Origin of the sequence: Niabella soli DSM 19437 (genome assembly GCF_000243115.2) — a bacterium.
In the GTDB taxonomy this organism is placed as follows: domain Bacteria; phylum Bacteroidota; class Bacteroidia; order Chitinophagales; family Chitinophagaceae; genus Niabella; species Niabella soli.
Genome location: NZ_CP007035.1, coordinates 3,994,356 through 4,007,221 on the forward strand (window position 1 = coordinate 3,994,356; position 12,866 = coordinate 4,007,221).

The following is a 12,866-nucleotide window of genomic DNA, read 5'->3' on the forward strand; positions in this document are numbered from 1 at the left end:
ATGAACATTCGTTAATAATTTTTTATTATTTTAATATGTTATCCAGAGTGATGGTGGTATAATACAGCCCACCAAGTGTTGGGCCGCCGGCATATTGCAGGTAGCGGTGGTTCAGCAGGTCGCTTGCCCCTAATTTTATTGTTGCTTTTAACTTAGGAATACGAACGTTCACTTGTGCATCAACAGTATTAAAAGCGCTGATGCCTCCGGTTACTAAAGGACTTTCCCACAGGAAGGCGTTTTGCCAGCGCCAGGTAATATTAAAGCCCATGTTTTTTAATAGTTCCCTGTTTCCAAAGGTGAGGTTGGTGGTCCAGTCTGGCGTATTGAAGCCTGTAATAAAGATGTCATCGGTTTTATTCGCCTTCATTTTATTATAGCTGGCGTTTGCTTTCAAAAGAAAATGGTGGGGAAGGCTATAGGTGATGCCTAAAGAGGACCCGTAGTTAATATATTTATTTTTCGCATTGGTATACACCCGGTAGCGGTCCTGCCCATTGCTGGCGGCTGTAGTAACGGTGGTCGTGGTAGCGTCCCGGTTGCGATCGAGCATCGCCAGCACGGCTGCATCAGAGCCGATGGTTGCACCTTTGGGAACAAAAACCTGTACCTGTCCTAAAAAACCGTAGTAGGTATTGGTATAAGCGTCGATGTCTACCACAACCCTGTTATCAAATAAGATGCTTTTATAACCCACCTCAACCGAATTTATTTTTTCCGGCGCTGCTTTGGGCAGGTTTGCCGGAACCAATAGTGCGCGGTTGGCTAAGGCCGCTGCGTCGGTATTGCCCTGGGCGCTTACCGCCGCATTAAAATTGATAACCGATTGTTGCGTATAACTGTTTTCGAGATAGCCCAACCCGTCATTGATATAGGACAAGCTTCCCACACGTTTTACCCGACCGTTGTTTACAAAGGAAAGCGCTTCAAACAATGCGGGGAAGCGGTATCCCTGCTGATAGGTTACGCGGAAATTGTGTTTTTGATTGGCGGTATAAACGGCAGCAATGCGGGGCGTGATCTTTGGATCAAATTCGGGGTTATAATCATAACGCAGGGATCCGAACAATTTCAGCCGTTCCCCAAGCAGGGTTTTTGTTGCCTGGGCAAAGCCGCCGAATTTTTTATAGAGCACGTCTTTCCCAAAGCTGCCGTCGGGCAGGGGTTTGTTACGGTCGGCAATAGGCCGGCTGAAATCAACGAAGTTATTACCGTCCGGTATCACTGCATAGATGCGGGCATCCGCGCCTACCAGTAAATTGAACACCTTTATTTTCGAAGAAAGGTCCCACTGGGCTTCTGTATGATAGAGCTTACTTTTTTGTATCAGGGCAGCTCCCCCGGTTACCGGCGCGTCGGGGATGGAAGCGGATTTTATATCCCAGTTATTAATTTTTGTGATTACGTTTTTTAAGGAATCAAAATAAGGCGTTCCGGGAACGGCGCGGCCTGCATCCGCCTGCTGGCGGGCATAGGCGGTTGCATCTGCCAGGTTGGATGCCGTTAAACCTCCGTGTGACGTACCGTATGCTGTTAACGCATTTTTATACTTAGTGCCCCAACTGGCGGGTGTTTTTGTATCGGAAGCTCCGCCGCTGTAGAGATCCAGGTTATCGGCCAGGGGCTTTACGTTATAGGAACTTCCGGTATTTTCAATAGAAAGATAGGAGAGCCAGGAAAAGTTTTTGTTCTTAAACTGCAGGGCATGGTTCTGCACCATAACGCCCTGCAGCCTTACTTTATTACCGCGTTGGAACACACCGTCCATGCTACCCACGCGATAGGTATAGGAGAGCTCGGAGTTATCAGTAGGTTTATAATGCAACGACCCGTCGAATTTTATATTTTTTACCTGCGGGGAAACGAGGTCGGTTTCCCAGTAACCCGTTCTGGCCACCCGCAGGGTCTGGTTGGTTTTTCCATCAATGGTTAAACCGCCAATGGACACCACATTGCTGCCTGCCAGCGCATCGTCGCCATATTTGTTCCAGCCATCAAAAGCCGCATTGGCAGCGCCGTCCAATGAAGGAAAGCCCGGGTTGGCGCTTTTGAGGTTATTGGGATTTTGATCCAGTCGCGTGTTGGAGATCCAATCCGTACCCTGCAGGTAATCAAAATTGAGTTTAAATGCAAATTTGTTGTTGACTGCTTTTGCATACCGGAGCGCTGTTTCGGTTAACGCAGCGGGGGAATGATCTTTCCCGTCTACATGATTCACCCCAATCTTCTGGTAAACACTCAGCCCTTGGCTGGTAAACGGATTCCGGGTAAGGAGGTTGGCCATACCGTTGATGGCATTCATTCCATAAAGCGCGGAAGCCGCCCCGGGCGTGATCTCCACGCTTTGAATGTCCAGTTCTGTGGGGCCGATAGCATTGCCCAGCGGAACGCCTAATGTAGCCGCCTGCATATCTACTCCATCCACCAATTGCATAAAGCGAAAATTATTGGGGATATTAAAACCACGGGTATTAGGCACTTTAAACGTGAGGCTCGAAGTGGTCATCTGCACGCCTTTTACATTTTCCAGTGCATCATAAAAGCCCGGCGCTGCAGATTCTTTTATGGCCCGGATGTCCAGTTTTTCAATGGCCACAGGAGATTTTAAAATACTTTCCGACACGCGGGAAGCGGTCACTACCACTTCATTACCCAGGACCGTGCGCGTGGTTAATGCAATATTTAAATTGGAGCCGGTGCCCTTTACAGTAATTTCCCGCGCATCGTAGCCAACAGACGAAATAACCAGGGTGAAAGGGATCCGTGCCCTTGTGCGCAGGGTAAAGTTACCCAGAGAATCGGTGGTAGTGCCCTCATTGGTGTTTTTGATCTGGATGCTGGCTCCGGCCAGTGATTCGTGTTTCTGATCGTCTGTTATGCGACCGGTTATCTGAAGGATATTGGCTTCCTGGGCCCGAACCGCAAAACTATTTATTAGAAAAAAACCTGTTAGCAAAAGGTATAAGGAAATGGAGTTTGATTTAAAGTGAGACATAAAATATATAATTATTTTGTCTACTAAATTAGTAGACTAATTAAGTAAAAAAAGGGATTGATCAGGAGCGGCTGCTACAACAGGCTGCTGCGGGGTGCATAGTGCCACTACACATAATTCGATGATGATTGTTAAATTGTACTGTGTCCATGCTTTCAATTGAGAGTGCAAATATAGGGCGGCGATATTAGTCTACCAAAAAAGTAGGATAATAAAATTTAACGGCTCGTGTTTTTGATCTGTTTCCTGAGATGTTTTAAAATGCTGCCAGGCCCCATTTTCATAGCTATCGTCTTATAAATTAGTTGAAAAGTTATAGCCATACAAACAGTATAGAGAATCCCTACAATAAGATTCTATGAAAAGAAAAGGGGATAGAATTGGACAATCCTATTACTGATATTTTAATTTTTTTTGGATGATCATTGTTGGTGAATTTTATATGCTCAATAGCTGTTTCACCTTCTGTTAACATAAAATCACTCCATAATAAAAGACTTCGGATATCCGTTCCGAGGGTTTCTTCATTATGTGTTAATGCCGGAGCTTCGAAGGGATAATTCTGTTTTTCATAGCCCGCAACAGCTATAGAACCAGCTTTGGTACTGTATCCTGCCGATTGTAATGCTGCTCCTGTTTTTAAGTAAATGAATATTTGATGGGAAGCTCCTTTCCCCTGCACTTTGATCATTGCAACATCAGAAACAGGTATATCTAGATCTGTCTTTTGAACTTGAAATTCATTCACAAAATAGGAAAAAGATTTTTCATCACCCGGTACCCGGCCGCGGATCCATTGAGCAACCGTGCTCGCTCCTGTTTTTTGATCTTTATTTACAAAATCATATATCGTTTCACGGGGGTTATAAAACCTTCCCGAACTTAATCGTTCATCTAATTCCTGGGTGGCAGACTTTGCTTTTGCTCTTACGATAACTTCCTGCAATTGTTTGCTTTTGTCATGCGCCATTGCTACATTTTTTAATGTTTGGACACTTCGTAAAATTTGGCCTGATAAGCGCTCGTCTAAAGTTGTTGTTATATAATTGTTTTGTGGGAGTGGTGATAGATAGTGCTTTTCGCCGGAATCTCGCGTCAGGGTTAGCTTTAAAAGTTTATTGTCAAATTTTTTATCACCTGAATAACAAGTTACGCTAGCGGCTCCCTCAAATATCAACCCATTTAATTGAAAGTGCCCGGTTTTGTCTGTTTTGATTTGAAAGAGCTGACGGGAGGAATCTGCAAAATAAAACATCAGGTTTGCTGAGGCATTTTCGACCGGCTTATTTTTGTACAATATTTGCCCGTTGTAGGACAAGTAATTATCATCCGGAAACGGTGTATCAGGAAGGTTGCCTGATAATAATTGGCCCCAATCAAAACGTCTCCATTTTTCGCTCATCATTAATGCGTCAATTGCTTCTTTTTTGTTGTTGGTTACATTATGGAAATATTCTGATGGAGATTTAATTTCATCAATAAAATCAGACGTTAGCCATAACGAACTTATTAGATCAACATGGGAAACATCATCAGTACCCTCATCGATAGCGGCAATAAAACAAATTGTATTTGAATCCAGTTTCACAGCGAGTTCATTTTCTCCGCGCGGGGTTAAGTTTTTCTTTAGAATATTTAGCTGAGGTGCGGAAGGTTTATCCGGAGTCAGAAAGCATAACCGCTCGGCCTTGAGATTAAAGGAATCGTCAAAAAGCGAGAATCTTACAACGCCTTTTGCCATATTTTTCGTTGTAAAGGTTCGTCTGAAAATTGTATCAACGCTACTTATTTTGGCTTTGTAAACAATATCGAAGTTGTTTGTGCCAATTAATCTGAAAGTTTGATTTTGCGGAATATTTTTGAAGTTGATAGTGTAGGTAAGGGTAGTATCCGTTTGTTCCATACTCATTGCTACTCCCGAAGCGGATACGTTTGGAAGTACTCGTGTTTGTACTCGTTTTGAGCTATCTGTCAGCCTGATTTCATAAATGTGCCCGAACGCAGGAGTAAGCTTACAAAGAGCTACGTTATGATCTAGCGGGTGAAATGATGCTAGCACACTATTTGATGTCTTATCCGATAAAGTTCCGGTGATACTATTAATGTTGATCTTTGAGCCTAAGAAACGTATAACGATTTTTGAAGGAACACCATCAATTAACTTTCCCGCTTCCGGCATTGCAGTGAAACTCCATTGACTGGTATCGGCAACTATTGCGTAATGTTCTTTTGGATTGTAAATAATTACAGGCTTCAGGTATTGGAATCTTTCGTCAAAATTTAGCATCCGTTTTGTGTAGGCTCTGAGATAATATACCCCTGTTGATAAGGAGTCGGGTAGTTTTAAGCTTGTTTCGGACACCCCTTTGTAGATGGGTGAAATACTTTGTGAAATAATTTTTTTCCTTTTGTCGAGAATTTCAATAAATAAATTTGACGAAATATCTGACAGCTCATATCCCGTAAAAACAAATCCTTTTGCAAAAATTGTTTCCCCGGATATGTATTGCTCTTTGTCCCGTATTAAGGAGATCTTTTCCTGCTTATATTTTTCGCTGTATCCACTTAATAAGGAATCTGCCTTACTTTGCGTAAAGGCCGCCAGATTCAAAGACGCAAGAGATAGAACCAAACTGATTTTTATACTCCTTCTTGCAGCAAGTTGTTTTGTGGGCAAATGATGTTTTTTTCTGCTATTAATGATATTAAAGACTCTTGTACTTGCTAATGTACGTCTTTTTTGCAATGTTGTTATTTGCGAATATTATGAAACAGACAGTGAATGCAGATGCAGATTTCGAAGATTGTTAGAAGAATAAAATCGGTGTTTTAGAGCAGCTCCAGAGAGGCTCTGGCTGTTACTAAATATCGGCGGCGTTTAAGCAGTGATGTTGTTCGACCATTGGAACTGCTTCAGTAAATAACCGAATACATAATTTTCGTGTCGTTATGTAGATAGGATGCCTTTATAAAAAAGCCGCCTTGTAAATAGTGATCAAACTCATGGTAATTACCAGCACTCCCACTACAACGAACATCTTTTTAGTCGGTAATTTTGAAGTAAGCATAGCAGAAAAAGGAGCGGTAACAATACCGCCGATCAACAGGCCGGCTACAATATTCCAATGTTGAATACCGAGTGTGAAAACAAACGTAATGGCGCTGGTAAGCGTTAAAATAAATTTGGCTACCGTAGAGCTTCCGATTACGTAGCGGGGGCTTCTGCCGTTTTTGATAAACGTGCCCGTTACCAGCGGCCCCCAGCCGCCGCCGCCAAAAGAATCAATAAAACCACCGGCCAGACCTAAGGCGGTGATGTTTGTTTTTTTCGAAGTGATTTTTTTCTTTTTCTTGTTAAACGTGTTCATTAAAATGCGCACGCCCAAATACAAGGTATAAGCGGCAATGAACGGCTTGGTGATCCGGGCATCCCGCTCCCCTAAATAAGAGAGTGTCAAAGCCCCGATAACGGCCCCGATAACGGCGGGTATGGCTAATGCCTTGGTCAGCTTTTTATTTACATTTCCTAATTTAAAATGACTGATGCTTCCGGCTGCGGTGGTAAAGGATTCGGCGGAGTGAATGCTGGCGCTTACAATAGGTGGCGCCACATTCAGCATCAACAAAATGGTAGTACAGATAACGCCATAACCCATTCCCATTGATCCGGCAACGATCTCGGCCAAAAAACCTACCAGCAACATCCAATAAAACAAGTGGTTATCCTTGCTCAAAAAATGAACGATGCTGTCGGAAAAGCCAAAGGCATAAATAATATAAACGGCAAAAGCAATGATCAGAAATAAACCAATCCCGATCAAATAAGGGGTACTCCGTCTGGTGGCGCTGGCCAATAATGCTGCGCTTTCCACCACTTCACTTTCCGGCGGGTTATCAATGTTATATTCCCCGTCACTGTTAATACCATTTACCGCGAACTCCTTCGTAATATGATTCAGTACCTTTACTTTGTGATCCAGATTGCCGGACAATTGATTGCGGATGTTCTGCATGTTATCCAGTAGCTCGTCCATCTCTTCAGGAATAGCTGCCGTCAACGTTTCGCGCAAACGTTTGGCGATGGTGGGGGATTTTCCGTTGGTGGAAATGGCGATTTTCAAATGCCCCTTTTTAACAACCGAACCCAGGTAAAAATCGCAAAACTCCGGTTTGTCTGCGATGTTGATCAATTTTTTCTCTTCTTCAGCAACTGCTTTTATTTCTCTGGCGGTTGTGATATCATTTACAGCAGCAATAACCAGGTCTGCATTGCGAATGTCTTCGGGGGTGTAGCCCCTTTCCTCAATATGAAGACCTGTATATTGAGCCGGTAATTCTTTTATTGCGGGTAGTACCGTTTTGCCCACCAGGTTGATCCGCGTGCCAGGCGCGTTCCCCAGTACGGCTTGCAATTTTTCCAATGCAACATTGCCGCCTCCGATAATAAGCAAATTCAGTTCTTCCAGTTTTAAGAATACCGGAAAAAGGTTGTTGCCTTCTTTTACAGGGGTGTTGTCTGTATGTGTGTGGTTGTTCACTGAATAGTTAATAGTTGCTGATCATAGCTTATGGATCATAGATCGTGGTATACAGGCAGGGGGATCATAAGCCGTAGAGATCAGTTTGATGTTTTAAATATTTTTTCCACGGAATCTTTATAAGAAAAATTTTGCTTTGCCACTACTTCACTTTTATGATATACCAGTGAGCCGGGCGGTACGCTAAACGTGATCCAGGCATTACCGCCAATGATGCTGTCTTTCCCGATGATCGTTTCGCCGCCCAGAATGGTAGCGCCGGAATAAATGACCACATTGTCTTCCACAACGGGATGCCGGCGTTTATCTTTTTTGTTTTTTGAAGAATTCAATGCGCCAATGGTAACGCCCTGGTAGATCTTCACTTTTTCGCCGATGACCGCAGTCTCACCAATAACCACTCCTGTCCCATGATCGATAAAAAAGGAACCACCAATGGAGGCGCCGGGATGAATGTCGATACCCGTTTTACTGTGTGCATATTCGGTAAAAATACGCGGCAACGCCCGGATGCCTGCTTTCCAGAGAGCATTGGAGATACGGTACACGGCAATGGTATAAAATCCCGGGTAGGCGTGCAGCACCTCTTCTTTATTCAGCGCTGCGGGATCATTGGCTACAAAAAAAGATGCGTCTTTCTGAAGGGTTTCATAGATGTCCGGCAGTTTCTTAAAGAACTGATCCGAGAGGCTTTGGGCTTTGCTTCCATCACTTACCACATCATATATCAATGTTGTTAAATGGCTTTTTAAGGAAAACCACCCTTTTTCAAGATCGCTTTCTTTTTGATTGACGCCGGTTTTGGGTACAAACAAAAAATCAAAAATATCGTCGATAAACTGATGGCTCAATTCTTTGTCCGGAATATTGCCACTGTGTTTTTTATTATGCTTTTGCAGCAGGCTTAAAAAATCTTTATCAGTCATTGTGTTTGTTTTTGTAAACCTGTGAGTTTTCTAAAACCTCACAGGTTGGGTTGGATCCATTTCCGTTGCGAGAAATCACCAAAGGTTTCCTCCGGCGCTCTTTCTTTTACGTAAACACCAAAAAGCTCGTCCAGCGTTTCCAGGATCTGTGTTTCGTTCAGACTGTCTTTATATTTGGTGTTCAGCCGTTCTCCCAGGCGATCGCCGCCTATGTGCAAATTATATTTTCCGAGCGAAGTGCCTACAAAACCGATCTCCGCATTTGGAGAACGCCCGCAACCATTGGGACAGCCGGTCATTCTTATAATAATATCGTCTTGCTCCAGCTCATGTTTTTGCAAAACGGGTTCCAGTTTTGTGATCAGTGTCGGAAGATACCGTTGTGCTTCCGCCATAGCCAAACCACAGGTATTCAGCGCTACACAAGCCATCGAGTTTCTGCGGGCCGGGCTGGCTTCTGAAGTGGTTTGGATGATCTGGTGCTCCTTCAGGATGGCTTCTATCTCCGCTTTGTCGACATCGAGGATATCGCTGATGATTAAATTTTGATTGCAGGTAAAACGGAAATTGGCTTTACCGGTTTCTGCTATTTTCAGCAGGCCTGTTTTTAAGGGGTAATTGTTTTCATCCACTACCCGCCCGTTTTCGATAAACAGGGTATAGTACCATTTACCTTCATGGTTTTGCGACCAGCCAAAGGCATCTTTCCTGCTGGTAAACGCATAAGGGCGTGCCGGTTCAAACTTAAAGCCGCAGCGTTTTTCTACTTCTTCCTTGTATTGCTCCACACCCATTTTGTCGATGGTGTATTTTATGCGGGCCTGTTTCCGGTCGCTGCGATTGCCAAAGTCGCGTTGTACCGTAATGACTTCGTAAATGGCTTTAAAAATATTTTCCTTTGGAACATATCCCAGCATGCTTCCCAGCCGGGCATAGGTAGCCGCATTACCATGCGTAGAGCCCAAACCGCCGCCGGCAGCGAGGTTGAAGCCTTTTAGTTTACCATCTTCAATTATGGCGATCAATCCCAGATCATTAATGAACACATCAATGTCATTATTAGGGGGTATGGCAATACCTATTTTAAATTTCCTGGGAAGATAGCGGTCCTGGTAAAGGGGATCTTCCTCGGTGGTCTCTACCAGTTTTTCAGCGTCCATCCATATTTCATAATAACCGCGGCTTTTAGGCAGATGACGCGCACTGATCTCCCGGGCTAACTGATACAATTCCTCATGCAGTGGTGATTCTTTTGGATGCGAAGCGCAGGTAACATTACGATTTACATCGCCGCAGGCGGCAATAGAATCCAGATGCAACGTATTAAACGAACTAATGGTCGGTTTAATATGCGATTTTAAAATGCCATGTAGCTGGATGGTTTGCCGGGTGGTAATTTTTATAGTGCCGGTAGAATGCTTACCAGCAATATGGTGCAGGCCGATCCATTGTTCCGGTGTCATAAAACCTCCGGGGAGCCGCAGCCGGATCATATACATATAGTAAGGTTCCAGTTTTTTCTGACTTCTTTCTTCGCGGCGGTCGCGGTCGTCCTGCATGTACATGCCATGAAACTTGACCAGCGCCTGATCGTCTTCCCGGATAGCGCCGGTATAATCATCTTTCAGACTTTCTTTCAACGTGCCCCGCAGCCCCTGGCTGGCCATTTTTATTTTCTCCGTACCCGATAAATTATTTTTCTCGCTCATCTTTTTTGTTTCTGGTTTCTGGTTTCTAGTTTCTGGTTGTATTCAAACAATGAACTATAAACCCTAAACAATAAATTTATTTTTAGTAAACATCTTTCGAATAGCGCCCTTCTTCTTCTAACTGTGCCAAATAATTACGGGCGTCTTCTTCTGATTTTCCTTTGTCTTGCAACAGCGCAACCAGCGTGGCTTCCACATCCGAGCACATGGGATCTTTTGCTCCACAAATATAAAGGTGGGCGCCATTGTTCAGCCATTCTATCACTTCATCGCCCTTTTCCTTAACGCGGTGTTGCACATAAACCTTTTGGTCGGTATCCCGTGAAAAAGCAAGGTCCAGGTTATTCAAAATGCCGGTTTCACGGTAGCTCTGGATCTCGGTTTGGTAAAGGAAGTCGCTAACAAAATGTTGTTCTCCAAAAAACAACCAGTTCTTGCCGCTGGCGCCGGTGGCATCCCGCTCGGCAAGGAAGGAACGGAAGGGCGCTACGCCGGTGCCGGGGCCGATCATGATAATATCTTTATTTTCTTCCGGAAGCTTAAAGTGCTTTGCTTTCTGAATATAAAATTCTATTTCATGCCCTTCATCAAGGTCTGATAAAAACTCGCTGCACAAACCATAACGCTCTTCATCTTCCACGGTAAACAGGTTCTTGGAAACCGTGATATGAATCTCATTTTCCCCATGTGCGTTGGGTGAAGAAGAGATAGAATAGAGCCGGGGCGATAATGCGGTTAACAATTTGATGACCTCCTCAAACTGTGCGGCGTCTTTAACCGGGTAGATGCGCAGCAGATCGTACAGGCTCATCCGCGTATCCGGGATCTGTTGCCTGGTAAGCTCTGCATATTTTTTGACGGTCGACTTCAGTAGATAACAAATATTCAAATGCTGGCTCAACAGGTCGCGCACATTGGCCTTAATTTTTTCGGTCTGAATTTCTTTTTCAGGGTCAATGCCGGTAATGCCGATGATCTTATTGATCATGTTCTGCTTGTTGGTAGGCACAATACCCAGGGCATCGCCGGGCTGATAAGCGATAGGCGCTTCCGTCGCAATTTCGATATGAAACGTTTGCTTATTAGACCCACGGTCGTTCAGATTAATGTTGGTAATGACCTTACCCATATAATATTTTCTTCCCTGGGGTTTTGTTTCAGCCGGTGCCGCCACCGTTGCCGTAGACGTGGTTGATTGCAAAGCCGCAGTAACATTGTCCAGCCAGTGCTGGGCATCGGTCTCATAATCGACATCGCATTTTTTCAACGGCAATACCCGGTGGGCGCCCAGGGCCTCCAGGCGGGCATCTACATCTTCACCTGTTTTGCAGAACTCAGGATAGGAGCTGTCTCCCAGGCCCAGTACTGCAAACTTCAGCTTGCTTAAGTTCAGTTGGTTTTCATGAATATAATCGTAGAATTTTTTTGCCAGCAGCGGCGGTTCGCCTTCCCCCTGGGTGCTGATGACCACAAAAAAATATTCCTCCTTGGGAAGATCTGCAATGCGGTACTGATCCAGCCCGGTTAGTTTTACTGTAATACCTTTTTTCTTGGCGATGCCTGCTAATTGTGTGGCCAGTTTTTTTGCATTGCCGGTTTCGGTTCCATATACCAGGGTTATTTTTTTGGATACTGTTGGCACGGCGGTTGCAGCTTCCTGTCCGCCGGCAGTGCCCTGGGCCAACCCGGCAAAAAAGCCGCTTGCCCAAAGCAATTCATCTCTTGAAAGCGTTGGGGCCAGCGTTTTGATGGCGCCCAATTTTGCATCAGATAGCATGTTTTAAATTATTTTGTTGATGTATAGCGATCATTTCTTCTTTTACCGGCTTAAAGTAGTTTTGATTGGTGCTGCTGTTCTGCAACCATTTGAACTGTTCGTGCAGCGCTACTACTTTCCCGATCACTACGAGGCTGGGGGACGCAAGATCCGTCCCCTGTAATTGTTGTTTATAGTCGTATAAACTGCAGGTATGCACCCGCTGAAAACAGGTTGTGGCTTGCTCAATGACAGCCAACTGTTTTTCAGCAGCTATATTGTTTTGCACCAGTTTTTCAACTACCTGGTCCAGGGTGCCCGATGACATGTAGAATACCAGTGTATCGTCTGTTGCCGCCAATTCTTTCCAATGGGTATCCGTTACAGTATCAGCTTTATAATAGGTCATAAAGCGGACGGCAGTTGCATAACCTCTTGCGGTAAGGGGCATGCCGGAATAAGCGGCGGCGCCCAATGCGGCGGTCACGCCCGGTATAATTTCGTAGGAAATATTATGTTCGGTCAGTATTTGCAGCTCGTCTAAAATATTGGAGAATATGGAAGCGTCGCCGCCTTTTATGCGTACCACAAATTTCCCTTGTAAGGCATGTTCCACCAGCAGCGCATTGATCGAGCTTTGCGGCGTTGATCTTTTTTTGCTGCATTCTTTTCCTACACGAATAATTTCCGCTTCCGGTGCAACATAACGATGCAGGATCACATCGCTTACCAGCCGGTCGGCCAGTACCACATCGGCTTTGCGGAGCGCTTCTGCGGCCTTAACCGTGATCAGGTCCGGATCACCGGGCCCCGCACCTGCCAACACCACTTTCCCCGTTCCGGCGGAAGGCTTTTTTGTATTGCGTTGTAACTGTTGAAGAAGCATTGTTATTTTTTTTATTCTACTTGAAGAGTAGACTTTTTGATCAAAAAAAACCGATG

7 protein-coding genes are annotated in these 12,866 nt (G+C 44.6%); all 7 read right to left on the reverse strand.

Annotation, left to right across the window (positions count from 1 at the left end; translation table 11 throughout):
• Window positions 1–25: 25 nt before the first annotated feature.
• A complete protein-coding gene (locus tag NIASO_RS16805) occupies window positions 26–2,995 on the reverse strand; it encodes a TonB-dependent receptor (RefSeq protein ID WP_008587890.1) in 2,970 nt (989 codons plus the stop codon).
• Between the two features lie 343 nt (window positions 2,996–3,338).
• Window positions 3,339–5,741: a hypothetical protein gene (locus tag NIASO_RS16810; protein ID WP_008587893.1), complete on the reverse strand. Its 2,403-nt coding sequence runs from the start codon at window positions 5,739–5,741 to the stop codon at window positions 3,339–3,341.
• A gap of 220 nt (window positions 5,742–5,961) precedes the next feature.
• Window positions 5,962–7,533: a TSUP family transporter gene (locus NIASO_RS16815; RefSeq protein WP_008587895.1), complete on the reverse strand. Its 1,572-nt coding sequence runs from the start codon at window positions 7,531–7,533 to the stop codon at window positions 5,962–5,964.
• Between the two features lie 80 nt (window positions 7,534–7,613).
• Window positions 7,614–8,459, reverse strand: coding sequence for a serine O-acetyltransferase (locus NIASO_RS16820; RefSeq protein WP_008587896.1), 846 nt, complete (start codon window positions 8,457–8,459; stop codon window positions 7,614–7,616).
• Window positions 8,460–8,497: 38 nt separating this feature from the next.
• Window positions 8,498–10,168 carry an NADPH-dependent assimilatory sulfite reductase hemoprotein subunit gene (locus NIASO_RS16825; RefSeq protein WP_008587898.1) on the reverse strand — a complete coding sequence of 557 codons (1,671 nt, stop codon included), beginning with the start codon at window positions 10,166–10,168 and terminating at the stop codon, window positions 8,498–8,500.
• Window positions 10,169–10,250: 82 nt separating this feature from the next.
• A complete protein-coding gene (locus NIASO_RS16830) occupies window positions 10,251–11,945 on the reverse strand; it encodes a diflavin oxidoreductase (RefSeq protein WP_008587900.1) in 1,695 nt (564 codons plus the stop codon).
• A complete protein-coding gene (gene cobA / locus NIASO_RS16835) occupies window positions 11,935–12,810 on the reverse strand; it encodes a uroporphyrinogen-III C-methyltransferase (protein ID WP_008587902.1) in 876 nt (291 codons plus the stop codon). Before cobA ends, NIASO_RS16830 begins: the two co-directional genes overlap by 11 nt.
• Window positions 12,811–12,866: the final 56 nt, after the last annotated feature.

Bases quoted from the DNA above. Each gene is read 5' to 3' on its own strand.
- NIASO_RS16805 (WP_008587890.1), bottom strand. From the start codon at position 2,995: ATGTCTCACTTTAAATCAAACTCCATTTCCTTATACCTTTTGCTAACA.
- NIASO_RS16820 (WP_008587896.1), bottom strand. From the start codon at position 8,459: ATGACTGATAAAGATTTTTTAAGCCTGCTGCAAAAGCATAATAAAAAA.
- NIASO_RS16825 (WP_008587898.1), bottom strand. From the start codon at position 10,168: ATGAGCGAGAAAAATAATTTATCGGGTACGGAGAAAATAAAAATGGCC.
- NIASO_RS16830 (WP_008587900.1), bottom strand. From the start codon at position 11,945: ATGCTATCTGATGCAAAATTGGGCGCCATCAAAACGCTGGCCCCAACG.
- cobA (WP_008587902.1), bottom strand. From the start codon at position 12,810: ATGCTTCTTCAACAGTTACAACGCAATACAAAAAAGCCTTCCGCCGGA.